Here is a 24538-nt window from a genome sequence, read left to right as displayed (position 1 = left end):
AAACGGTCTTGACGCGGCGCGTCGATGTGGTGTAATCGAGAGCTGGGCGGGGGGCTCCCGGTGAGGCCATGCATCTCTCTCCTCGCGAGCTGGATAAGCTGCTCCTTCACAATGCTGGCTTTCTGGCGCAGAAGCGCCTCGCCCGCGGGGTGCGGCTCAACGTGCCGGAGAGCGTCGCGCTCATCGCCACGCAGCTCCTCGAATTCATTCGGGATGGGCGGCGCGTCGAGGAGCTCATGGACCTCGGACGCAAGCTGCTCGGACGCAATCAGGTCCTGGAGGGCGTACCGGAGCTCGTGACCGAAGTGCAGGTCGAGGGCACGTTCCCCGATGGAACGAAGCTCGTCACGGTCCACCACCCCATTGCGGCCGAGCACGGTGATCTCGGCCTCGCCCTTTACGGGAGCTTCCTCCCCATACCCGATCGTTCGTTCTTCGCCGAAGCGCCGAGCGGGCCCACGCCGGGGGAAATTCTGCCCGCGGAGGGGACGCTCGTGCTGAACGAGGGACGCGCCTCGATCTCGCTCCGTGTCACGAACCTGGCCGACCGCCCGATCCAGGTGGGCAGCCACTACCATTTCATCGAGGCGAACCCGTACCTGCGCTTCGACCGCGAGAAAGCCTATGGCCGGCGGCTCGACATTCCGGCGGGCACGGCCGTCCGCTTCGAGCCTGGCGAGACGAAGACGGTCTCGCTCGTGGAGATCGCCGGCGAGCGGATCATCCGCGGCGGCAATGCCCTCGCCGACGGCCCCGTCGGCCCCGAGGGCCTCGCCCGCGCGATGGAGCGCGTCCGCGCGCTCGGCTTCGCCCACGAAACCGAACCCTGACTCGATTTCGATCGGAGGACGCCATGTCCCGCATCATCGACCGACGCACCTATGCCGAGATCTTCGGCCCGACCACCCGAGACCGGGTCCGGCTCGGCGACACCGATCTGATCATCGAGATCGAAAAAGATTTCACGGTGTACGGCGACGAGTGCAAGTTCGGCGGGGGCAAGGTTCTCCGGGATGGAATGGGCCAGCGCGCGGGCGCGGCCCAGCGGGATGCCCTCGATTGCGTGATCACGAACGTCGTCGTCGTCGACTGGACCGGCATCTACAAGGCCGACATCGGCATCAAGGACGGCCTCATCACGGGGATCGGAAAAGCGGGCAACCCCGACGTCATGGCCGGCGTCACGCCAGGAATGGTGGTTGGCCCGACGACCGAGGCCATCGCGGGCGAGGGGTTGATCGTGACGGCGGGCGGGGTCGACACGCACATCCATTTCATCTGCCCGCAGCAATGCGACGAGGCGATCGCCTCGGGGATCACCACGATGATCGGCGGCGGCACCGGCCCGGCGACGGGGACGAACGCGACGACGTGCACCCCGGGCGCCTACCACCTCCGCATGATGCTGGAATCGACCGACGGGCTGCCGCTCAACTTTGGCTTCACCGGGAAAGGCAATTCGTCCAAACCCGAAGGCCTGCACGAGCAAATCCAGGCCGGTGCGATCGGGCTCAAGCTGCACGAGGACTGGGGCACGACGCCCGCGGCCATCGATTGCTGCCTCTCCGTGGCCGAGCAATACGACGTACAGGTGACGATTCACACCGACACCCTGAACGAGAGCGCGGCCGTCGAGCACTCGATTGCATCGTTCAAGGGCCGCTCGATCCACGCGTACCACAGCGAGGGCGCGGGCGGCGGCCACGCGCCCGACATTCTCCGTGTTTGCGGCGAACCCAACGTGCTCCCCTCGTCGACGAACCCCACGCGCCCCTTCACGGTGAACACGCTCGACGAGCACCTCGACATGCTCATGGTCTGTCACCACCTCGACCGGAGCATCCCCGAGGACGTCGCATTCGCGGAGTCGCGCATTCGTGGCGAGACGATCGCGGCGGAAGACATCCTGCACGATATGGGCGCGATCTCGATCGTCTCCTCGGATTCGCAGGCGATGGGCCGGGTCGGCGAGACCGTCACACGCACCTGGCAAACGGCCGACAAGATGCGCAAGCAGCGCGGGCGGCTCGCGGACGAGCGCGGCGACCACGACAACCTCCGCGTGCGCCGTTACATCGCGAAATACACCATCAACCCGGCCGTCGCGCACGGCGCCTCGCACCTCATTGGCTCGGTCGAGGTCGGCAAGTTCGCAGACCTCGTCCTGTGGCGCCCGGCATTTTTCGGGGCCAAACCCGAGATCGTGATCAAGGGCGGCGTCATCGCATGGGCGCAGATGGGCGATCCAAATGCATCGATCCCGACGCCGCAGCCGGTCCGCATGCGTCCGATGTTCGCGAGCTTCGGCCGCGCGCCGGGACGAGCCTCGATCGCGTTCGTGAGCGGCGCGTCGATCGCATCCGGCGTGGCGGCCTCGTATGGCCTCGGCAAACGGATCGAGGCCGTGCGCGGGTGCCGCGCGCTCGGGAAAAAGGACATGCGGCTGAACGACACCTTGCCTCGCATCACCGTGGATCCGGAGACGTACGCGGTGACGGCGGACGGCGTGCGCCTCACGTGCGAGCCCGCGAAGGTCTTACCCCTCGCGCAAAGGTTTTTCTTGTTCTGATCGCCCCGCCATGGCCCTCTCGCTCCTCCTGCTCCAGCTCGCCGATTCGGCCTTTCCGACGGGGGGATTCGCGCATTCCGGCGGGCTCGAAGCGGCGGCGCAGCTCGGGGAAATCACGGGGCCTTCGAGCCTCGAACGATTCCTCCTGCACAACCTGGAGCAAGCTGGCGCCGGCGCCCTGCCGATGGTCACGGCCGCCCACACCGCCCCCGAGAGGTTCCCCGCGCTCGATCGACGTCAGGATGCGTTCCTGACGAACCACGTAGCGAACCGGGCAAGCCGCGCGCAAGGACGGGCGTGGCTCGCAGCGGCCTCGCATTCGTTCGGAATCGCGTCCCTGCGCGAGCTTCGCGCGCGCTCGCGCGAGGACGAATCGTTCCGCGGGCATTTCGCGCCGCTCTTCGGCGCCATCGCCGCGCGGCTCGGGCTCGCGCGCGGCGAGGCGCAGCGGCTCTTTCTGTTCTTGCACCTCCGCGGCCTCGTCTCCAGCGCCGTGCGCTTGAGCCTCCTCGGGCCGCTGGAGGCGCAGGCGCTGCAATACCAACTCACGGGCGCGGTCCTCGCGGTCCTCGCCCGGCACGAAATGCGCGGGGAGGAGGACCTCGCGACGACTGCGCCGCTCGTCGATCTTTTCCAGGGCCACCAGGACCGGCTTTATTCGCGTCTGTTTTCGAGCTGAATTCCGGAGAGAAGCATGCACGGCCATTCTCACGAACATGGGCACGATCACGGGCACACGCACGAGCAGATGGAGCACCCGGGGCGCTTCGAGGAGCGTGCTCGGCCGCTCGCGCGCGCCTTCGACGAGCGCGCCTTCACGGTCGGCATCGGCGGGCCGGTGGGCAGCGGCAAAACAGCGCTCGTGCTCGCGCTCTGCCGGAGCCTGCGGGAACGCATGAGCCTGGCGGTCGTCACGAATGACATCTTTACCCGCGAGGACGGCGAGTTTCTCATCCGGAACAAGGCCCTGCCCTCGGATCGCATTCGCGCCGTGGAGACGGGCGGCTGCCCGCACGCGGCGATCCGCGAGGACATCACCGCGAACCTGCTCGCGCTCGAAGAGCTCTCGGCGCAGCACCGGCCGGAGATGCTCCTCATCGAGTCCGGCGGTGACAACCTCGCGGCGAACTTCAGCCGGGAGCTCGCGGATTACATCATCTACGTGATCGACGTCGCCGGCGGCGACAAGGTCCCGCGCAAGGGCGGGCCCGGGATCACCCAATCGGACCTCCTGGTCATCAACAAGACGGACCTCGCGGGCACGGTGGGCGCCGACCTTGGCGTGATGGAGCGGGATGCCAAGGCGATTCGTGGCGGCGGTCCCCTGGTCTTCGCGCAAGCGACGAAGGACGTCGGGGTCGAAGCGATCGTGAACCACATCGTCCACGCGTACCAGCATGCGCGTGGCATCGATCATTGATCCGATGGGATAGTCTTTATCCCGTGGGCTAGTTGCTCTTCCAGGCGCCTCCCCGTTCTTTGCGAAACAGGCCACCAAATCCGCCCCCAAACGGGCTGTGGCGGGGTCCTGGCCGGCTTGGCACGCCGCCTGCTTCAAGGTGGAACACGAAGACGCCAGGATAGCTCAGAGGTAGAGCACGTAAAAAAACCTTGGCCGGTTTTCTCCGGCAACGGCAGTGATGGCCAGGGTTACTTCCATTAAAGGACGTGGTCGCGGGTTCGAATCCCGCTCCTGGTACCGCGAAGGGTTCGGGTTCCCCCTCGTTCCCTTTGCGCGCAAGCTCCCGGGCAGTGAGGCACGCGGTTCCTTCGTTTTAGGTACGAAAAAGACCCCGCGGCCAGTTTTCTCCCGAGGAGCGAGCGTTTTCCAACGCGAGATGGACGGATACGAGACGATAGAAGCCAGGATAGCTCAGTGGTAGAGCGCGTAATCACCTTGGTCGCTATTCTCCGGCGACGGCAGTGATGATCAGGGTTACTCCGCTGTCAACGGCGAGGTCGCGGGTTCGAGTCCCGCTCCTGGCGCTTGGAAGGCTCGGAAGGAGCTTTCTGCCCGATCCCCGCCATGGGGATCGGGCTTTGCCGTTTCGAATGGAGGACGCCTCAGAGCGTCTTCCGCATTCGAATCATCTCCTCACCGAAGCCCTGCCGTGCATAGAGCGCACGGGCGCGCGTGTTCGCGGGCCACACGTGGAGCGTCAACGCCGACAGCCCGCGGTCCCGCGCCCATGCATCCGTGGCAGCCAGGAGCGCGCTCCCCACGCCCTTGCCCTCATGCCCTGGCACCGTCGCGAGGTCTTCGACGTGGCCCACCGGCTGCTGGGTGAAATGGTCCACCGCCGTCCTCACCCATACGAAGCCGATCAACGCCCCAGCCGCCTCCGCGATCAGCACGACCTCGCCCATCGGCGTCTTCGACGGCGGCTCGGGCAAGGCCTGCCGTTCGAGCAGCGCCGCCGCGCTCTCGCGCTGGCGGGCGATGAGCTCTTGGAGCGTGAACCAGGCAGGAAAGCCGACACTCGTCGAGCGCTCGAAGAGCGCGAGCACGAGCGCGCGCTCGGCCTCGTTCTCGATTCGTAGGGGGCGAATGGTCACTTCGGCCGCAGGCGGAACCATGCCGCACGATACTACGTCGTGGGATGGGTTCGGCAAGCCAAGCGAGCCGCGGGGATGTGTCGAGTGAGGCTTTGTGCCCCGACGCCGTTACGGCCGCGTCGTGAGGATCGGTCCGCGCATGCTTCCCGCGCCGAGCCCGATCAGGATCATCGACGTCCCGCCGAGGAGCAAATCGATTCCGACGAGCAAGCCGAGCGCCCAGGCGGCCGTGCTCGGCCAGCCGGCAAAGATGAGCACGCCGAGCGCCAGAGAGACGATGCCGTCGAAAAAGAGCCAGCCCCAGGCGGCGATGTGGCGGTTCTGAACGGCCCGAATGAGCTTCACCAGGCCGCTCGCGATGAAAAATGCCGACAGCGTCAGCGTCAGCGTCAGCGTGCCCGTGACGGGAAAGGCGGCCACGAGCGCGCCGGCGATCACGAGCAGCACCGCGCCCACGAGCGACCAGGCTCCGCCTCTCCAGCCACGGGCCTTGACCGCGTGAAACGCCTGGAAGATGCCGGCGATCACCATGACGAAACCGATCACGAGGGCCGTGACCAGGGAGGCGATCAGGGGCATGAGGAGCAAGAGAACGCCGAGCACCATGAAAGCGGCGCCGAGCCCGTAAAACCAGCCGCGGTTTTTCCGTACGACGTCCTCGATCTGCCCGACCACCGTTATGCGGGTCGTGTCGATCGGCGCTTCCGGAGGCTGCATCATGAGGGTACCCTCCTTTTCCTGCACGGAACAGGGTGCCCCTCTCGGTGGGTGTCAAGCAGGGCGCCGCGCGTGAGGCGGCCCGAGCGATGGGAATGGCGGGCAGGCCGCTCGTCGACCGAGCGAGTTCAGGAACGCGCGCCGGTCACGGCATCGGAGGCGGTCCGCCGCCCGGGCCGCCCATTCCACCCGGCGCCTGGCACAACGTATCCGCGAGCGAGGAGCGAATGACGAGCGTCTTCCACGCGAGCAGCGCGCCGTCCGACATCTTCTTCGCCTGCAGCGTGTAATCGGAGGCGGCGTCGGCCGAGATCACCGTGTCATTTTCGTTCGTCGTGTCGCGCTCGCCGCGGTCCTTGTAAATGGGCTGCGTCGCGATGATGTCGTCGCTCAACTCGTCCGGGAAGAAGAGCTGGGACGTGACGTATTCGTCCCCGCCGACGCGCACCGTGAAGTGGATGTGGATCGTCCGGCTCGAATACCAGCCCGGGAAACACGAATCGAAATCGACGCGCCCGTTCGCGTCGGTGGTCTGCACGCCGCGGAACCACCGGGCCGCGAGCGCCTCGGCGTCGTTGCCCGTGCACATCTCCACGGAGTCGTCGCCCGAATAGAGGCCCGAGGCGGCTGTGTGCCAGACGTCGACTTCTGCGCCCTCGATCGGCTTGCACGTCTCGTCGACGACGCGCAGCGCGAGGCGCATCGGCAGGCCGGATGATCCCTCGCTGATGTCTTTCCGGACGATCGTCTTGGCATAACACGGGCCGAGCGTCATGGCGCAAACGAGCGCGCACGTCGCGCCCGGGTCGTCGGTGAACGGGTCCGCGTAATCGCCGGACATCGAGGCCGTGCCGCCCGTGGCCCATTCGCCGTTTCCGGCGCCGCCGGTGCCGCCGCTGCCGCCGCTTCCGCCCGAACCGCCGCTGCCGCCTGCGCCGCCGGACCCAGTGTTTTCGTTGGTTCCTCCGCAACCGATGAATGCCGCGAGCGGCGCGGCGCAAAGGGCCGTGCCAATGCCGCGGAGAACGGATCGGCGCGTGATGGTTTCCTGGGAGCGGTCCTTTTTCGAGTGGCGAGGCATGCGCGTTCCTCCTGGACTCGTATGTAGATCGGAAATCTTACGACTTCCTTACGTGCCGGGACATGCGTTCCGTCCTCGGCTACGATGGGGCTCGCGCCGCGCGCGTCGCCGCTCCAGAAAAGGGACCATGGGAAAAAAGGTGCTCGTCATCGAGGATGATCAGGAGCTCGGCGCGCAGATCGTCAAGCGCCTTCGCGACGCCGGCTACGAGCCCACCTGGTGGAAGGAAGGGCAGCGTTTGTCCCGAGAGACCTTGCCCGACGTCGAGCTCGTCGTGCTCGATCTGATGCTGCCCGGTACGTACGGAATGGACATCCTCAAGGATCTGCGCGTGTTCTCCGAGGTGCCGGTGCTCGTGCTCAGCGCGCGCAACGACACGGCGGACAAGGTCCGCGCGCTGCGGCTCGGCGCCGACGACTACATGACGAAACCCTTCTGGCCCGAGGAGCTCGTCGAGCGCGTACGCGCGCGCCTCCGCAGGCCCACGCTCGGGCGCGGGGACGTCGTCGAGGTCGGCGCGCTGCGGATCGATCGCGGGCGGCGCGAGGTCTCCGTGCGCGGCGAGCGCGTCGAGGTCACGCGGCTCGAGTTCGAGTTCCTCGCGGCGCTCGCCGAGCGGCCGGGCGAGGCCATGACGCGGAGCTCGCTCGCCGAGCGCGTGCTCGATCCGGAGCGCGACGGGACCGAGCGGACGCTCGACGTGCACGTATCGAGGTTGCGCAAAAAGCTCGGGCGCGGCGCGTTCGTCGAGACCGTGTGGGGAATCGGGTATCGGCTGGGCGATGGGCGCGAGGAATGAAGCTCCGCGCGCGACTCGCGGTCGCCACCATTGCGGTGATGCTCCCGATGACATTCGCGCTGTTCTGGTACGACGCGTCGGCGAGGCATCGGGCCGCGGAGCAGAACCTCACGGAATTCGTTTTTGGGCAAATGCCCGTGGCGCGGGAGGCGTGCGAGGCGGCGCCTTCGTCGTTCGGCGGCGAGCTGCGGCCGAGCCGAGCGCTGGGGCCTCCACATAGCCATCGTCCTCCGCCTGAAGAGCCGCCGCGCGGGGAGCCGCCGCGCGGGGAGCCGCCGCACGGAGGGCCGCCGCACGGAGGGCCACCGCATGGAGAGCCGCTGCCGAGGCCCCCGCGGCCCCGCGCGGCGAGGCCCGCGGTCGTGCACGCGTACGACGAAACGTTCCATTCGGAAAATCCCGATGCGCCCGCCGTCCCCGAGGCGCTCGCCCGCGCCATGGAGGAGCAAGACGTCGCCATTACGTCGCACGTCTTGCCGACCTCGTCGGTCGAGATCCTGGCGCGAATGCCCTGGGGCACGGGCCCGTGCGCGTACGTGCTCGCCCGCGGGACGACGGATCCGACGTGGGGCGCGGTGCTGCCCGAATCCAACATATGGCTGCTGCCCACGGTCGCCGTCTTCGCGGCGATGCTCCTCGCCCTGGGCCCCGTGGTACGGCGTATTCGCAAGCTCACCGAGGCCGTGCAGCGCTCGGCCTCGGCCACCTACGCGGACGCCGTCCTGATCGAGGGCGACGACGAGATCGGCGTGCTCGCGCGCGCCTTCAATGCCGCGGGGCGCGAGATCCGATCGCAGCTCGAAGAAAAGGACCAGCGCGAGCAGGCGCTCCGCCATTTCCTGGCGAACACGACGCACGACGTGATGATCCCGCTCACGGTGCTGCAAGGCCACCTCGCGACGCTGCGCGAGGACGCGGCAGCGGGGAAATCCGTCGACGTCGGCGCGCTCGTCTCGGCGATGGACGAGGCCCATTACATGGCGTCGCTCGTGCACAACCTCGCGGCGACGGCTCGGCTCGAAGCGGCCGACGTAAACCTCCAGCGGAGCGAGGTGGATCTCGAAACGCTCGTGAAGAGGGTGGTCGGGCGGCACAAGCCCATCGCGAAGCAGCTCGGGGTGTCGATCGAGACGGCCGTGCCCGGGGAGCCCGTGACCGTCTCGGCCGACGTGACGCTCCTCGAACAGGCGATCAGCAACGTCACGTACAACGCCGTTCGTTACAATCGATCCGGCGGTCACGTCGCGGTCATCCTGGAGCGCGTCGCGAACGAGGCTGTTTTCCGTCTCCGCGTGGTCGACGACGGCCCGGGCATCCCGGAGGCCGAGCTTTCGCGGCTCGCGGAGCGCGGCTTTCGCGGCAATGAGGCGCGCTCACGTGCGCCGGACGGACAGGGGCTCGGGCTGCACATCACGCACCGCGCCGCCGAGCTGCACGGCTACCGCCTGACGCTCCGGCCGTCGGAGTACGGCGGCCTCGAGGTCGAGCTCGAAGGAAAGCTCGGCGCTCCCCCGGGATAAGGCTTTATCCAACCGTCTACGCCACACGCGTCGGTTCCGTCCCCGCGCGGCCGGATCCTCGAACCATCCGCGAAAACGACCGCGTTTTGAGGCCCCAGGGGCGCTGGCACGCCCGCTGCAATGCCTCCTCGCCGAGCACCCTCCTCGCGAGGGCCGCTCCCCCGAGCCCCGGGCAGTGAAGGCAGCGGTTCCTTCGATCTCAACGAAAAAACCCCGCTGCCGATGGTTCTCCCGGGCTCCTCGGGTGTTTTTTGATCCGCGCAGCGCGTGCTGCGCGGGGAACCGGTAGGTTCGTCATGGCGTTTTTCAGCTTCATCAAGAAGGAGAAGGCTCGCGCGAAGGCGGCAACTCAGATGCCCCCGACCTCGGGACACCTGAATTTCATGGGCGGCGTCTCGTACGACCTCTCGTCGCCGATTTTGCGCCTCCGCCTCGCGGCGTCGACGTGCTTCTTCGGCGAGCCCATGTATTACCACCGTGACGAGAAGGACGCGCGGCCCGTGAAGGCCGCGAGCCCGTGCCGGCTCTCGAACAAGGAGGTCGATTACCTCCGCGCGACGCTCGACGCGGTCGATCCGCAGGCGTGGCGCAAGATGTCGCCCGCGGAGCTCATCGAGAGCGCGATCGACGAGGCGCTCGACCACGACGCGGAGGCGACGCTGGAAGAGGCGGCGCGGCTGCGGAACGACGAGCACATCCGCACGACGCCGCAGGTCATCCTCGTGCGCGCGGCGAATCATCGCGCCGTGAAGGGGACGGGCCTCGTGCGCAAGTATGCGCCGCGAATCGTGAAGCGCGCGGACGAGCCGGCGGTGGGCCTGGCGTATCAGATGTTTCGTTATGGCAAGCCGATCCCGAATGCGCTGAAGAAGGCGTGGCGTGACGCGATCACGCGCTTCGATACGTACGGACTCGCAAAGTACCGGCTCGAGGATCACGCGGCGAAGACCGTGGACGTCGTGAACCTCGTGCACCCGAAGAGCGAGGCGGTGCACAAGCTCGTGAAGGGCGAGGCGAAGAACACGGGGCGCACGTGGGAGGCAATCGTGAGCGCGCGCGGCTCGAACCGGACGTCGTGGAAGAAGGCCATGGCGGTCATGGGCCACATGGCGATGCTGCGCAACCTCCGCAACATGCTGGAGGCGGGTATCAAGGCGGACGAGATCGTCCCGTCGTTGCTCGCGGGCGCGAAGGACGGCAAGCAATTGCCCTTCCGTTACTTCTCGGCCTACAAGGCCGTGGAGGAGAAGGCGCCGGGGGCGCTGCTCGACGCGATCGAGACGTGCCTCGTCACGTCGCTCGGCGAGCTGCCGTATTTCCGCGGGCGCGTGATGGTGCTCGCGGACAACAGTGGCTCGGCGCAGGGGACGGCGACGAGCGCGATGGGCACGATGAAGGTCTCGACGATCGGCAACCTGACGGGCGTGCTCGCGGGGATGCGCGCGGACGAGGGTCACCTCGGCGTGTTCGGGGACGAACTGGAGACGTTCGCGATCCGAAAGGGTGCGTCGATTTTCGATCAATTGAAGCGCGCCGAGGCGCTCGCGAAGCACATCGGTCCGTCGACGGAGAATGGAATCTGGCTCTTCTTCGACCGGGCGATCCGGATGAAGGAGCACTGGGACTCGATCTTCGTGATGAGCGACATGCAGGCGGGCCACGGCGGCCTGTACGGTACGAACAAGGCGCAGTATCGCGAGTACGGCTGGGGTTCGGGCGGGCAATACATCGACGTGGCGAAGCTCGTGTCGACGTATCGCAAGCGCGTGAACCCGAACGTGAAGGTGTTCTTGGTGCAGATCGCCGGCTACAAGGACACGCTCGTGCCGGAGTTCTACGACCGTACGTACATCCTCGGCGGCTGGGGCGAGGGCCTGCTCCGTTTCGCCGCGGAGATGGAGAAGGCTTCCTCCGGGAAGGCGGCATGATCGAGGGGGCGAGGCGCGTCGCAAGCCTCGCCCCCCCGGCTTGCCGGAACGTGTTCCGCGACAATCGCAGCGCGCGTCATTCCTCGCAGCGCGTCTGCTCCGCGGAGGCGCATTTGCCGCCGATGCAGACGAGCGAGGCGCAGGCGAGGGTCAGGCCGTCGACGGGGCAAGGCTCGCCGGCGGCCGCAGGCAACACGCAGGTATACCCGGCGAGGAGGTCGCAAAGGCCCTCGGCGCAGGCGAACGGCGTGATGTTCGCGAGCATTTGCTCCTGGCAGCTCGCGCCGAGGCCCGGCGCGGGCAGGCAGCGTTTTTCGGTGCAACCCTCGTTGTCGCAGGTGCAGGCCATGCCGAGCGGGCAAGCGCCGCTCTCGACGCAGCTCTGGCCCTCTTCGAGCAGTGGGAGGTCGGCGATGAGCGGCTCCTCGCCGGCACATGCTCCATCGACGCACGTGAGCGGGTGCTGGCAAGCGCCGTACGAATCCCCGCACGCCGCGCCGGGTCCGCCGCGCTTCGCGCAGCGGCCTTCGTCGCCGAAGTTGCAGTAAAGGCCCTCGTTGCAATCGAGCGCCATGTTGCACGGCTCGCCCTCGGCGCGCGCGGGGCGGCAAGCATAATCGGCATCGCTCGCGCAATTCGCAGGGTCTGCGCAGAGGCAGGCCGCGCCTTCGCCGCAGGCGTGGAGGTTCGCCCCGGCGCACGCCGCGCCCGCGTCGAGGTTGGCCACGCAGACGAAGGCCTCGCAATGGGCGCCGGCCACGCAAGGGTCGTCGCGGAGGTTTTCGAAATCGAGGAGCGTCTCGTCACACGCTTCGCCGATGGACGCGCGGTCTTTGCAGGTGCCGTCGGAGGCGCAGAACGCGTTCGCGCCGCACGAGCCTTCGCTGCAACGCTCGGGCGCGCGCGTGCAGGTGCCAGGGCACGTGTCGCCCTCGAACGCGCAGGAGAGGCCCGCCGCGCAATCGGAGACGGTGCCGCCGCGGCAGCTCTCGCCCTCGGCGCGCGTGCCGACGACGTAATGCGCGCAAGAGGGATCGATACCGAGGCCCTGCGCGGCGAGCGCCCCGCAGCTCGCAACCTCGATCGCCGCGACGCAGTTCGCGACAGCGGCAGGGTCGACCACGACGTCGGGCGACGTGAGCACGTCGGAGACCGTTTCGCAGCGTTGCGCTTCGAGGCAAGCGTCCACGTCGCCCGGCGTGTTGTTGATGAAGGGATGCCCGCACGCGACCTGCCGCTCGCACGCGGCGCGCATGAGGTCACAGACGAGGGCGACGGCCTCGTCGGGTTTGTCGGGACCATCCCCCGAAGGAGGCTCGCTGGGCCCAGGGCCGCCCGAGCAGGCAGGAAGGAACGAGACAAGAAAAAGGAAAGCAAGCGAGGATCGCACGCGTTTTGACTCCGCGAAAGGGTTCGTCCCGCCGCATTGCAAGGGGAAGGCCAACGTGCATTCGTCGGCGCGCGCAGGCCATCGAGGCCTCGGTTGCGCCACGGCTGCTCGATTTGCGCAGGGGCGGCACCGTCGTTTCGTTCACACTCCCCGCGGGGCCCGGATCCGCCGCCCCGGCGCCACGGACACCCTCCCGCACGATCGCGACGAGCGGCTGTAAGGTTCGCCGGGCGCCGCCGTTTCCTCGGGCGAAACGCCACCCGGAGGACTTCTGCCATGTTGCGCTCTCGCCCCGTCGTCGCCCTCGTCGCCCTCGTCACGCTCGCCCAGACCCTCGCCGGTTGCGGCGCCGCACCCTCCTCGTCGGGAGGCGCCGCCGAGCCGAGGACCGCGACGGCGGTCAGCGATGCGTCCTCCTACCCGCAGCAATACACGGCCGCCGAGACGGACGCGCCGGCCGCGGACGAGGCCGCGCCCGTGGCAGCCGGGGCGGCCGCACCGATGGCGCAGCAGCCCGTGAATCCTTCGCCCACGATGATGGCGCCGCCCCCGCCCGCGCCGCCCCCGATCGTGCCCACGCAGCCCATGAAGAAGGCCGAGGCCGAGCGCAAGGTCGCCGTCGCCACGCAAAAGCCGGCGCCGCAGCCCGCCCCGATCGCCGTCGCGCCGCCCGAGCCGAAAGGCACCGAGGATTACAAGGATTACGGCGTGAACCCGGTCGTCGATCCGCAGAAGGATCGGCTCTCGACGTTCGCCATTGATGTCGACACCGCGTCGTATTCGATCGCGCGCCGGAAGATCATGGAGGGCACGCTCCCTCCGTTCGCCTCCATCCGCGCCGAGGAGTTTTTGAACTACTTCGATTACAGCTACGAGGCGCCGAAGAGCGGGCCGTTTGCGGTGCATTTCGCCGCTGCGCCGTCGCCGTTCACGAAGGGCCATCACCTCGTGCGCGTCGCCGTGCAAGGCAAGCGCGTGCCGGAGAGCGCGCGCAAGCCCGTGCACCTCGTGTACCTCGTCGACACGAGCGGCTCCATGGAAGCGGCCGACAAGATCCCGCTCGCCAAGCGCAGCCTGAAGCTCCTGACGAGTTCGCTGAAGAAGGGTGACACCGTGGCACTCTGCACCTACGCCGGCAACGTGCGCGAGGTGCTCGCGCCGACCGGAATCGAGGAGAAGGACAAGATCTTCCGCGCGATCGACGACCTCTCGGCCTCGGGATCGACCGCGATGGCGAGCGGAATCGAGCTCGCGTACAAGCTCGCCGAGCGGACGCTGGTGAAGGGCCACGTCAATCGCGTCATCGTGCTCTCGGACGGCGACGCGAACGTGGGGCCGACGTCGCACGAGCAGATCCTCGATATGATCGGCCGTTACAAGGAGAAGGGCATCACGCTGAGCACGGTGGGCTTCGGGACCGGCAATTACAAGGACACGATGATGGAGCGCCTCGCCGACAAGGGCGACGGCAACTACGCGTACATCGACAGCGAGGTCCAGGCGAAGCGCGTGTTCCAGGACCAGCTCTCCGGCATGCTGGAGGTCATCGCGCGCGACGTGAAGATTCAGGTGGAGTTCGACCCGAAGGTGGTGAAGGAATACCGGCTCATCGGCTACGAGAACCGGGACATCGCGGACAAGGATTTCCGCAATGACAAGGTCGACGCGGGCGAGATCGGCAACGGCCACGCGGTGACGGCGATCTACGACGTGGTCCTCAAGGACACGAAGTCCTCGCCGATCGTGCTCCGCCTCCGCCACAAGCAGCCGCTCGCGGGCGATACGGCGACGGAGAGCGAGTTCAAGATGGATCCGGGGGCGATCGCGGCCTCGTTCGATGCGGCGGGGCGCGATTTCCGGTTCGCCGCGACGGTCGCTGCGTTCGCCGAGGTGCTGCGGCAGAGCCCGCACGCGCGCGATTGGTCGATGAAGGACATCGCCCGGCTCGCCGATCAGGCCGCGACAACGCAATCCGATCAGCAGGAGTTCGTGAGCCTCGTGCACCGCGCGGAGAAGCTCGCGACGGGCAATCAGGGGCCGGCCGTGGCGCGCTGAAAAAGCACGCCGGGACCTCGACGAACGCCCTCGATCCTCCTATTCTGGCGCGGCTCTCCGATGTCGCGCCTCGCCCTCCCCCTCGCCGCCTCGCTCCTCGCCCTCGCCGGCTGTTCCCACGAACCGGCCCCGCAAACCCCCGCGCCCGCGCCCGCGCCCACGCCCGGGGAGCCGTCCGCCGCGGTGATGCCCCTCGAGATCGTCGAAACGCCGCCGGTCGAGACCACGCTCGATCATCCCGACGTGCAAAACGCCGCCGAGGTGTGGCTCGCGATGATCCAGGGCGCGAAGCGGTCGATCGACATCGAGCATTTTTACATCAGCAATGCGCCCGGCGGAAAACTCGAACCGGTGCTCGTGGCGATCGAGGAGGCCGCGGCGCGCGGCGTGCGCGTGCGGCTCCTCGCCGACATCAAGTTTTACCTGCGATACCCCGAATCCGTCGATCGGCTGGCCTCGCACGGGGTCCTCGTCCGCAAGGTGGACCTCCGGGCGCGCGACGGCGTGCAGCACGCCAAATACATGGTGGTCGACGACGGGGACGCATACGTCGGCAGCCAGAACATGGATTACCGCTCGCTCGAACACATCCAGGAAATCGGCGCGCGCGTGCGCGTGCCCGAAGTCGTCGCGGCGTACGCGCGGGTGTTCGCGCAGGATTGGTGGATCGCCGGCGGGCAGGTCGCTGCCGAGTCGCCGGAGACGAAGCCGCTCGCGATTCCCGCGCGCCTCACGTTCGGCGCCGAGGAGGTGCGAATCCTGCCCACGGCGAGCCCCAAGGATCTCCTGCCCGCGGGCGTGCCGTGGGAGCTTCCCGAGCTGCTCGCGCGGATCGACGGCGCCGAGCGCACGCTCGACGTGCAAGTCCTGACGTACCGCACGAAGATGCGAAACGGCACGCCGTGGCCGGACCTCGACGACGCGCTCCGAAGAGCGGCAAAACGCGGCGTGCGCGTGCGTTTGCTCGTCGCGGATTGGAGCAAACGCGAGGCGTCGCTCGAAGGGCTGCGCGAGCTTTCGCGCGTGCCCGGGATCTCCATCCGGTTCCTCGTGATCCCGCAGAGCTCGTCCGGCTTCATCCCGTTCGCCCGCGTGGCCCACGCGAAATACATGGTCGTCGACGGCAAGAGCGCCTGGATCGGCACGAGCAACTGGGAGGGCGACTATTTCACGTTGAGCCGAAACGTCGGGCTGTTCATCGACGGCAAGGCGATCGCCGGGCAGCTCGCGCGCATCTTCGAGGACGGGTTCGGCGGCACGTACGCCGAGGTGCTCGATCCCGACCGCAAGTACGAGCCGCCGCGCATCGAATGAGATTGACGGGCAGGGGCATTTCGTTTTCTCATCGCCGCGTGCACGACTTCCGCCGCGTCGCCCCGCTCCTTCCGCTCCTCCTCGTCGCCGCGTGTGACCGCGGGTCGAGCGACATCACGCCCTCGCCCATCCCCTCGGCCGCTGTCACGGCCTCGGGGACATCCTCGGCTGGATCCATCACGCCCGCCGTCGCTGCCGCGCCCAGCACGGCCGCACCGATCAAACCCCCGGAGGGGCCGCCCGCGTGCAAGGCTGGCGAAAAGAAGGTGTGGGGCTCGGGCGCAAACAAGCTGACGGGCCTTTCGGTCGTGGAGCTCGGCGAAGGCCGGCACGGCGTGGGCCTGGCGATGGGCTACGATCCCTACGTGCTCGTCGTCGAGAAGTCGGGCGAGGGCCGGCTCGTGAAGGTCGCCGTGGGCAAAGGCTCGCACCTCGCGAAGCCGCCGAAGGCCGAGGAAGGGACGCGCAAGGTCATGCGCGTGACGCCGTCGAAGGTCGACGGCGAGAAGGTCTACGCGTTCGTCGATTACCACGACGAATACAAGGACAAGAAGCGCCGCGTCGCCTGCGGCCCGGCCGATACGAGCGACGCCTGGAACCATTTCGACGGGACGCCCTGGCTCGATCGTCCGGAAAAACCGACCGGCGAGGAGCGGGCGAAGCTCCTGAAGGGTCACGAGTACGAGCGGGGCCACGCCGAGGACGACGCGAAGGCCAAGGTCGACGAGGCCGAGGACGAGAAAGGGTATCACGAGCTGCGTGATTGCCGCACGTTCTCGGACGGCGGCGGCCATGCGTGGATCGTGGGCTCCGAACTCGAAGCGGACGAGAAGGCCGAAGGCGCGCTCGAATGGAAGAGCACGCTGATGGTGGACACGGGCAACAAGGACAACGAGGTCCACCTGCACGAGATCGTGCTCAAGGGAGATCCGCCCGCGCTCGCCTCGTTCGAGGTGCCGATCTCGCACGCGTTCGACGACGGCTCGCTCCTGCTCGCGACACGATTCAGCTCGACGCTCCGCGTGGGGATCCTCGGGAAAAACAAGCGCCTGAAGAGCAAGCTCGCGAGTTATCCGGGCTTCCCGACGATCCCGCACGCCACGAAGGACGGCGAGGATCTCGTGATCGTCACGTCCGTGGCCAAGGAAAAGGGGCAATTCGCGCTGCGCGCGCTGCGGGTGCCGAAGAGCCACGAGCTGCCGAAGAAGCTCGTCGCGATCGACACGCACATGGGCGACGCGGGCCACGACCACGCGCACGGGCACGACGACGAGGCGGACCACCACGACCATTCCGAGACGGATCCGACCTTCCTGCGCGACACGCAGGGGCGGCGCTGGCTCGCGTTCATTGAGGGCAAGCGCGGCAGCGGCGACCTCGAGCTCGTGCCGGTCGACGAGAAGTTCCAGGCGATCGGCAAGCGCTTCTCGGTGCTCGACGACAAGAGCCTGGCCTCGGAGGTGCGCCTGCTCCCGCTGCCCGACGGCAAGATCCTCGTGGTCTCGCTGCGCGAGGGCACGGGCGGCACCGAGCTCGTCTCCGAGGAGCTCACGTGCAATATCGTGAAGGAGTGAGCCGCTAAGCGCCGGCTTGTTTTTGCTCCAGCTCTTCCCACCGCGCAATCAACGTCGCGGCGCGGGCCTTGGCCTCGTCGAGGCGCCGCCCGAGCACCGGGACCTCCGCCCCGCGTGACGAATACAGCGCCGGATCTGCGAGCTCCTTTTCGAGGGACGCGACCTCGCCCTCCGCGTCCTCGATCCGGCCCATGATCCCTTCGAGCTCGCGCTGCTCGGACCACGTGAGCCCCTTCGATTTCGGCGTGGTCGGCTTCGCCGCGGCGGGTTTGTCCTTGCTGGTCACTTTCGCGGCGGCCGCAGCGGCCTTCGTTGCCTCTTCCTTCGCCGCCTCCGCGGCCGCTTTTTGGACGAGATAGTCCTGGTGCCCACCGGCATACCGCACGACGAGGCCGTCGCCCTCGAACACGAGGAGCGAGGTCGCGACCCGATCGAGGAACCACCGGTCGTGCGTCACGACGAGCGCGCTGCCGCCGTATTCGGTGAGCATCTCCTCCAGCGCGGAGAGCGTGGGCAAATCGAGGTCGTTCGTGGGTTCGTCCAGGATGAGCAGGCTATGGCTCTGCGAGAGCATCTTCGCCAGGACGACGCGCGCCCGTTCGCCGCCGGAGAGCGATTTCACGGGCTGCCGCTGCGCGTGGCCGTCGAAGAGGAACCGTTCGAGGAACGAGCGGACCTCGATCGGCTGGCCGCCGAGCTCGATCTTGTTCCCCGCCGCGGCGACGTTGTCGTAGATCGATTTGTCCTCGTCGAGCCCGCTCCGGTGCTGATCGAAATACCCGACCCGGGTGTTTTTCCCGACCACCACCTCGCCGCGCGCAGGCGCGACGTCGCCCAGGATCGACCGGAGGAGCGTGGTCTTCCCCGTGCCGTTCCGGCCCACGATCCCCACGCGCTCGCCGGCCGCGAGCACGAAGTCGAAGTCCTTCACGAGCGTGCGTCCCGCCATCTCCAGGGAGAGCTTGCGGAGCTCGAGGACGGTTTTCCCTGTAAAACTCGACTCCGCCAGGAGCTTCGTCGTCTGCTCGGCGCGCGCGGGGGTGGCCGCCTTCGCGGCCTCGGCCCGCTGGATGCGCGCCTTTTGCTTGGTCGTGCGCGCCTTCGGCTGGCGCCGGAGCCATTCGAGCTCGGTCCGGAGCAGATTCTGCCGGTTCTGCTCGGTGCGCGCCTCGATCGCGAGCCGCTCCGCCTTCGCTTCGAGGTAGTCCTCGTAGCCGCCCTCGTACGAATACACCTTGCCGCGGTGGAGCTCGATCGTCCGATCGACGACGCGGTCGAGCAAATACCGATCGTGCGTGACGATGAGCAGCGCGCCCTTGTACTCCTCGACGAGCCAGCCTTCGAGCCAGTCGATCGTCTCGGTGTCGAGGTGGTTCGAAGGTTCGTCGAGCACGAGCAGCGCAGGCGGCGCGATGAGCAGACAGGCGAGCGCGACGCGCCGTTTGTCCCCGCCCGAGAGCTCAGCCGTGGGCGCGTCGGGGCGCGTGACGCCGACGTGGCCGAGGATCTCGTCGACCTTGTGGAGCTGATCCCAGCCGCCGAGCCGCTCGATCTGCGCAGCCACCTCCGCCTGCTCGGCGAGGAGGGCATCCTGATCCCCGTCGCCGTGGCCGAGACGCGCCGAGATCGCGTCGTATCGCGCCTTCGCCGCGGCCCACGGGCCGAGGCCCTCGACGACCAGCTCACGGCCTGTTTTCACCGGATCGAGCGCGGGCTCCTGCGCGAGATACGCGACGTCGGCGCCGCGCCGCTGCGCGACCGTGCCCGTGTCGGGCTTGTCGAGGCCCGCGAGGATACGCGCGAGCGTGCTCTTGCCGCTCCCATTGGCTCCCACGAGCCCGACGTGTTCTCCGCTGTGGATGGAAAGCGAGACGCCATCGAGGATGCGCCTCTCACCAAACGACTTCGTTAACTCCTGCGCGACGAGGACGGGCACGGAGCCGAGCGTAGCACTGCGGCGAACCTCTGGTGCGGGAGGAACGACAGACCTTCCGTCACGGAGCCACGAACGGCGCGTTGACGGCGCGAGGGACCATCGGCTAGAGTCGGGAAAATCCTCATGTCCCACCGCCTCATCGCCGGGAAATACGAGCTCGTGCGGCAGATCGGGCGTGGGGCCATGGGCTACATCTGGGAGGGGCTCGATCTCCATCTGCGTCGGCGGGTGGCCCTCAAGCTCATGTCCCCGGACCACGTGGCCTCGACCACCGCGCGGACCCGCTTCGACCGGGAAGCGAAGGCGATTGCGCAGCTCCGGAATCAGCACGTGGTGCAGATTTACGATTACGGCATTGACGAGGGTTCGCCGTACATCGTGATGGAGCTCCTGGAGGGCGAGGACTTCGAGAGCCGGCTCGAACGGATCGAGCGTCTGCCGCTCAGCGCGCTCGTGCCAATCGTGACGCAAGCGGCGATCGGGCTCGCGGCCGCGCACGCGAAGGGCATCGTGCACCGCGATTTCAAGCCGGCGAACGTGTTCATGTCGCGCGGCGAGGCCAACGAGACGGTCAAGATCCTCGATTTCGGCGTCGTCTCGATGCTGACGAGCGAAGAGGACGCGACGGAGGACGAGCTTCAGCTCACCCACGCAGGCAGCATCGTCGGGACGCCGCTCTACATGAGCCCCGAGCAGATCCGCTGCGGCGCCGTGGATCTGCGGAGCGATCTCTGGTCACTCGCGGTGCTCGCCTACCGCGCCCTGACGGGGCAGCACCCGTTCCCCGGGCAATGGCTGGGGATGCTGATGGTGCGCATTTGCACCGATCCGTTCCCGCCGCCTTCGACCTATTTGAAGGAGCTTACGCCGGAGGTGGATCGTTTCTTCGAGCGCGCGCTGGCGAAGGACCCGGACAAGCGCTTTCGCTCGGCGCGAGAGTTCGCCAGCGCATTCGCGGCGCTCGCCGAGCACAACCAGCCAGGGACGGCGAAGATCCTCGTCGTCGACGACGAGCCCGACGTCCCGCACCTCATCAAGCAGCGATTTCGCCAGCAGATCAAGAAAGAGGTGTATACTTTCGTCTTCGCGACGAACGGCGAGAGCGCGCTCGAGGAGCTGCGCAAGCACGGGGATATCGACGTCGTCCTGACCGACATCAACATGCCCGGCATGGATGGGCTCACGTTCCTCTCGCGCGTGGGCGACGTGAACCCGCTCGTGCGGACGATCATCGTCTCGGCCTACGGCGACATGAGCAACATCCGCACCGCGATGAACCGCGGCGCGTTCGATTTCCTGGTCAAACCGATCGATTTCAAGGATCTCGAGGTCACGATCGAAAAGACGCTGAAGCACGTGACGGAGCTCCGCACGAACGCCCGTTCGAGCGAAGAAAACAGCGTGCTGCGCATGTTCGTGAGCCCGAGCCTGGTCGACAGGCTCCGGTCGGCATCGTCGTTCGGCGCGATCGATACCTGGCAAGGCACGGTGGTGTTCATCGACGTCGCGGGCTTCCACGCGAGCTCGAAGTCGCAAGAGCCCAATGAGCGCGTGCGTACGCTGAACGCGAATTTCGAGGTGATCGTGCCAGCCGTGACGAACCGCGGCGGCGTGGTCGACAAGTTCCTCGGCGACGCCGTGATGGCGACGTTCCGGGGCGATCATCACGTGACGCGCGCGCTCGAAGCGAGCCTCGACGTGCGAATGCAGCTCCGCACGCTGGCATTACGCGCCGGGCAGGATTCGCCGTTCGCGCTCGGGGTGTCGATCGGCGTGGCGACGGGGGACATGTTGTCCGGCGAGATCGGATCGAAGGCGTTCGGCCGGCTCGATTACACGATCGTCGGCGAGGTGCCGCGCGCGGCGGCGATGCTCCAGGCCGCGGCCACGAAGAACCAGATCCTCATGAATCGAGGCGCGTTCGACGTGGCGAAAGATTCGTTCGATTGCGTGCCCGTCCACCCGGCGACGAGCGAGCCCCTCGAAGCGTTCGAGCTCGTGCGTCGCGCGGGTGGGGATACGATTGGCGGCAGGGGCGGGCCGAATTCGATGGCCGAGACGATCGACCTGACCGGCGGGCCGCCGGGAGGGAATGCGGCGACCGGGGGCGGGTCGCCGCTGATCTGATTCAGGGATGCGCGATGCGCGCCGCCTCGCGCTCCTGGCGCATGCGGCGGTGCTTGAGCTCGGGCGACTCGGCGACGGCCATGCCGATGAGGCGGAAAGCTTCGAGGAAGTGCTTAAGGCCGATGCGAATGAGCTCGGGGCTGACCTCGCCGACGTCGGGATAACCGCGGCCCTCGGCGTCGGGCTGCACGCGGCCCCAGTTCGCGAAGAGGCGGCCCCACTCGCTCGCGAGGACGCGCTGCACGTTCTTCTGCGCGTACATCGGGTACCAGAACGCGTCGTGGTACGCGACGGACGCGACGTACGCCCACGGCGCGAGCCACGTCTTCAGCGACCACTCGACCGGCTTCTTCAGCGGGCCCCAGTAGATCCGGTGCTGGTTGCGCGAGGCGAAGGTCATCTCCTTGAACGGCCCCTGGAAGTCCCACTTGTCGTTCAAAGCATCGACGTCGCCGACGATCTCGATGTCGCGCACGTCGCCGCAGCCGAGGCCGAGGTCGTGCGCGAGGCGGACGAACTTGAGGTCACGCAGCGGGTCGAAGCCCATGAGCTTGCCCGCGACCGCGTCGATCGCGACCTGATCGGCCGACGCGAGGATCACGTTCTTTACGTGCGGGATCATGCAGCGCGGCCCCGGGCCGTCGCCGGCGAAAGTCCCATCCATCACGGCGAAGACGCCACGGTGGATCTTCTTCTGGATCATCAGAAGATCGACGAGCGTCTCGTGGATGACCGGGTGCGTCCAGTGGCGGTGCTCGTTCAAGAGGCCGCCGAACGCGTTCTTCATCGCGCCCGTCGTCGTCGTGAAGATGTGCGTCTTCACCGTGGGCAGGTGGATGATGTTCTCCCCGAGGAAGCGCTTCGGGATGCTGAAGCCCTTCGGGTAGACCTCGTTCAAGCAGAGGAACTTCTTCGTCAGATCCCCGACGGCGTCGCGCACGTCGATCCACGCTTCGCCCTCGTAGAGGTGGACGTTGCGCAGGCCGTGGGCCTGGACGACGTCGATCTGCTTGTTCTCACGCTCGCCGAGGTGCGCGTCGATCACGACGGTGCGGTTGTGGCAGGCGTGGATCAGGTCCTTCGTGTAGCCATCCCGCTGCATCGCGCGGATGACGCCCTCGAGCTGCCAGGGCACGGTGGACGAGCCCGGAAAGAAGAAATGCCAGGAGATGTTGACCTTGAGGGCCGTGTCCGCGTCCTTGGCGACGACGTCCTGGTAGCCCGCCAGGTTCATCAAGCGGTGGTAGTCCTCGAGAACGGTCCCGGGGGATGTCCGCAGGATCGCGACTTTCGACTTGCTCATCGAGACCTCGGCAACGATCGAGGATGCCTATAGCATGGAGGGACGCGTGGCCATCGATGCCGCCTCGGGCGTTGCAGATCGCCGCCAGGGTGGGTAGAGTCCGGGTCCAAGACGAGCCGAAGTGGCGGAATGGCAAACGCGGTGGATTCAAAATCCACTGTCCTCACGGGCTTGTGGGTTCGAGTCCCACCTTCGGTACCGAGTTCGTCGCTGCGTAGCAGGCAGGCCAGCGCGAAGAGGCAACGTTGAAGCGGGGAAGAGGGCGTTCGGGGATAGAGCCGCTCTTCGCGGTGCTCGCCCGCGAGCGCGGGATCACGCCGCCGTCGGACGCGTCGCGTTCTCCGGTGCGCGCACGAGACTGGGAGGCTGCTGTCGGCTCGCGCATCGCGGCGCGCGCGCGGCCGGTCAAGCTGGAGCGCGGCGTGCTGCACGTGCGCGCGGCGAGCGCGACGTGGGCGCAGGAGCTCTCGATGCTGTGCGAGCCGATCCTGGAGCAGCTCAAGGCGCGCGGCGTCGCGGTCGAGTCGCTGCGCTTCCGCGTGGGCCCCGTGGACCCACCCGAACGCGCGACGACGCGGAACGACGTGCGCACGGCGCCGCCGGCCGTGAAGCTGCCCGAGGTGCTCGCCGCGGAGATCGAACACGTGGCGGATGAAGCGTTGCGCGAGGCGATTCGACGCGCAGCGGCGAAGAACCTCGGCTGGCAACGCATGCGCACGAGCCGCAAGAGGACCGCAGCGCCCGAAGCGCGTGTCGAGAAGGACGAGCGTGCCGCGCGCGCGCCCGAAGCGGAGACGGCTACGACGACGCGAGCCGCTCGAGGCCCTCGACCCGCTGCACCAGGAAGCGCTCCGCAGGACCGAGCTGGGGCGCAATCTTCTGCAGCTCCGCGACGTACGCGCGGATCATCTTGATGTCGTAGCCCTTGGCCTTGCGCACGATCGTGTAGAGCTCGTCGATCACGGAGCCAGGCAGCGGCGCGCTGATCGTCGTGTAGAGATCGAAGACGTAGTCGATCCACGAGCCCTTCGTCGTCGCCGCGGCGAGGCGCGCGGCGTAGAGCGCGGCGTACTCGGCGACGCCGCCCTTCGGACGCTGGCCCGTCTTGGCGCGCTTCAAGATGCCCTGCAGGAGCGAGGCGAGGATGCGCTCGGCCTCGTCGGCGCGGCCCATCGCGAGCGCCTTGTCCGCGACGCCGCAGAGCAGGCGCACCGACTGGAAACGTCGCGACGTCTCCGATCGACCGCCGAGCCGGATGTCGACGTCGCCCTTCGAGTCGATCGCCGCAGCCTCGATGGAGGCATGGATCTCGGCGACCTGCATGCCGCCGATCGTCTGCATCGCGCGGCGGTGCTCCTCGTCCGCGAGCGGGCTCGAGCGCGGCTCGTCGGTCTTGTAGATGATGATCTCCTGGTTGCCGATGCGGATCTTGTCGCCCGGCACGAGCTCGCGCGGCCCCTCGATGCGCACGCCGTTGACGAGCACGCCGTTGCGGCTGCCGAGGTCCTTCGCGACGACGCCGTTCGAGCCCACGACGAGCGCGGCGTGCTTGCGCGACACGAGCGGATCATCGACCGCGAGCTGGCACTCGGGCCCGCGCCCGACGACGAACTCCCCGAACGGGAGCTCGAGGTCATGCGCGAGGTAACGGATCCTGAACGGCATGTCC

General features: G+C 67.7%; 19 protein-coding genes and 3 tRNA genes. 15 read left to right on the top strand and 7 right to left on the bottom strand.

Features of this window, described 5'->3' with window-relative positions:
• Positions 1-68 precede the first annotated feature (68 nt).
• From QHF89_RS00970 to QHF89_RS00945, 6 genes are all read left to right on the top strand, one after another.
• Positions 69-830 carry an urease subunit beta gene (locus QHF89_RS00970; protein WP_136965209.1) on the top strand — a complete coding sequence of 254 codons (762 nt, stop codon included), beginning with the start codon at positions 69-71 and terminating at the stop codon, positions 828-830.
• A gap of 23 nt (positions 831-853) precedes the next feature.
• Entirely contained in the window at positions 854-2569 is a 1716-nt protein-coding gene (gene ureC / locus QHF89_RS00965; RefSeq protein ID WP_136965208.1) for an urease subunit alpha, read from the top strand.
• Between the two features lie 10 nt (positions 2570-2579).
• A complete protein-coding gene (locus QHF89_RS00960) occupies positions 2580-3248 on the top strand; it encodes an urease accessory UreF family protein (RefSeq protein ID WP_136965207.1) in 669 nt (222 codons plus the stop codon).
• A gap of 15 nt (positions 3249-3263) precedes the next feature.
• Positions 3264-3989, top strand: a complete 726-nt coding sequence (gene ureG, locus QHF89_RS00955; protein ID WP_136965206.1) for an urease accessory protein UreG — start codon at positions 3264-3266, stop codon at positions 3987-3989.
• 154 nt (positions 3990-4143) lie between these two features.
• A tRNA-OTHER gene (locus QHF89_RS00950) sits at positions 4144-4268 on the top strand.
• Positions 4269-4431: 163 nt separating this feature from the next.
• Positions 4432-4555 (top strand) — tRNA-OTHER (locus tag QHF89_RS00945).
• A 78-nt stretch (positions 4556-4633) separates the two neighbouring features.
• Here QHF89_RS00945 and QHF89_RS00940 read toward each other — a convergent pair.
• The 3 genes from QHF89_RS00940 to QHF89_RS00930 form a co-directional block, all read right to left on the bottom strand.
• A complete protein-coding gene (locus QHF89_RS00940; protein ID WP_136965205.1) occupies positions 4634-5146 on the bottom strand; it encodes a GNAT family N-acetyltransferase in 513 nt (170 codons plus the stop codon).
• 87 nt (positions 5147-5233) lie between these two features.
• Complete coding sequence (locus QHF89_RS00935; RefSeq protein WP_136930468.1) at positions 5234-5845, bottom strand: HdeD family acid-resistance protein; 612 nt, start codon at positions 5843-5845, stop codon at positions 5234-5236.
• A gap of 142 nt (positions 5846-5987) precedes the next feature.
• On the bottom strand, positions 5988-6923 hold the full coding sequence (locus tag QHF89_RS00930; protein WP_136965204.1) for a dioxygenase family protein: 936 nt from the start codon (positions 6921-6923) through the stop codon (positions 5988-5990).
• Between the two features lie 127 nt (positions 6924-7050).
• Here QHF89_RS00930 and QHF89_RS00925 point away from each other — a divergent pair, with 127 nt between their 5' ends.
• From QHF89_RS00925 to QHF89_RS00915, 3 genes are all read left to right on the top strand, one after another.
• Positions 7051-7722, top strand: a complete 672-nt coding sequence (locus QHF89_RS00925; protein ID WP_136965203.1) for a response regulator transcription factor — start codon at positions 7051-7053, stop codon at positions 7720-7722.
• Positions 7719-9242, top strand: coding sequence for a sensor histidine kinase (locus tag QHF89_RS00920; RefSeq protein WP_136965202.1), 1524 nt, complete (start codon positions 7719-7721; stop codon positions 9240-9242). The genes QHF89_RS00925 and QHF89_RS00920 overlap by 4 nt, the downstream gene beginning before the upstream one ends.
• 296 nt (positions 9243-9538) lie before the next feature.
• A complete protein-coding gene (locus QHF89_RS00915; protein WP_136965201.1) occupies positions 9539-11170 on the top strand; it encodes a TROVE domain-containing protein in 1632 nt (543 codons plus the stop codon).
• Between the two features lie 76 nt (positions 11171-11246).
• On the opposite strand, the gene QHF89_RS00910 is transcribed toward QHF89_RS00915, so the two are convergent.
• Positions 11247-12560, bottom strand: a complete 1314-nt coding sequence (locus QHF89_RS00910; RefSeq protein ID WP_136965200.1) for a hypothetical protein — start codon at positions 12558-12560, stop codon at positions 11247-11249.
• 276 nt (positions 12561-12836) lie between these two features.
• On the opposite strand from QHF89_RS00910, the gene QHF89_RS00905 reads away from it, so the two are divergent.
• The 3 genes from QHF89_RS00905 to QHF89_RS00895 are packed head-to-tail and all read left to right on the top strand — an operon-like array spanning position 12837 to position 17503.
• On the top strand, positions 12837-14615 hold the full coding sequence (locus QHF89_RS00905; protein WP_136965199.1) for a vWA domain-containing protein: 1779 nt from the start codon (positions 12837-12839) through the stop codon (positions 14613-14615).
• A 60-nt stretch (positions 14616-14675) separates the two neighbouring features.
• Positions 14676-15929: a phospholipase D-like domain-containing protein gene (locus tag QHF89_RS00900; RefSeq protein ID WP_136965198.1), complete on the top strand. Its 1254-nt coding sequence runs from the start codon at positions 14676-14678 to the stop codon at positions 15927-15929.
• A gap of 38 nt (positions 15930-15967) precedes the next feature.
• The gene (locus tag QHF89_RS00895; protein ID WP_284719881.1) at positions 15968-17503 is read left to right on the top strand and encodes a hypothetical protein; all 1536 of its coding nucleotides are present in this window, start codon (positions 15968-15970) and stop codon (positions 17501-17503) included.
• Positions 17504-17507: 4 nt separating this feature from the next.
• Here QHF89_RS00895 and QHF89_RS00890 read toward each other — a convergent pair whose 3' ends face one another.
• A complete protein-coding gene (locus QHF89_RS00890) occupies positions 17508-19439 on the bottom strand; it encodes an ABC-F family ATP-binding cassette domain-containing protein (RefSeq protein WP_136965196.1) in 1932 nt (643 codons plus the stop codon).
• Between the two features lie 123 nt (positions 19440-19562).
• Between QHF89_RS00890 and QHF89_RS00885 the strand changes: the two genes are divergently transcribed.
• Positions 19563-21566 (top strand): protein kinase domain-containing protein, encoded by a 2004-nt coding sequence (locus QHF89_RS00885; RefSeq protein WP_136965195.1) that lies wholly within the window; start codon positions 19563-19565, stop codon positions 21564-21566.
• 1 nt (position 21567) lies between these two features.
• Here QHF89_RS00885 and QHF89_RS00880 read toward each other — a convergent pair whose 3' ends face one another.
• On the bottom strand, positions 21568-22869 hold the full coding sequence (locus QHF89_RS00880) for a DUF362 domain-containing protein (RefSeq protein WP_136965194.1): 1302 nt from the start codon (positions 22867-22869) through the stop codon (positions 21568-21570).
• Positions 22870-22984: 115 nt separating this feature from the next.
• Between QHF89_RS00880 and QHF89_RS00875 the strand changes: the two genes are divergently transcribed.
• Both QHF89_RS00875 and QHF89_RS00870 read left to right on the top strand, forming a co-directional pair.
• A tRNA-Leu gene (locus tag QHF89_RS00875) sits at positions 22985-23067 on the top strand.
• A gap of 47 nt (positions 23068-23114) precedes the next feature.
• Positions 23115-23783 carry a DciA family protein gene (locus QHF89_RS00870; RefSeq protein ID WP_136930480.1) on the top strand — a complete coding sequence of 223 codons (669 nt, stop codon included), beginning with the start codon at positions 23115-23117 and terminating at the stop codon, positions 23781-23783.
• Here QHF89_RS00870 and QHF89_RS00865 read toward each other — a convergent pair.
• Positions 23668-24534: an FHA domain-containing protein gene (locus QHF89_RS00865; protein WP_136930481.1), complete on the bottom strand. Its 867-nt coding sequence runs from the start codon at positions 24532-24534 to the stop codon at positions 23668-23670. The genes QHF89_RS00870 and QHF89_RS00865 overlap by 116 nt on opposite strands.
• Between the last annotated feature and the right edge of the window lie 4 nt (positions 24535-24538).

It is taken from the genome of Polyangium sorediatum (assembly GCF_029946465.1).
Taxonomy (GTDB): Bacteria; Myxococcota_A; Polyangia; order Polyangiales; family Polyangiaceae; genus Polyangium; species Polyangium fumosum.
This window is presented reverse-complemented; position numbering and strand designations above follow the sequence as displayed.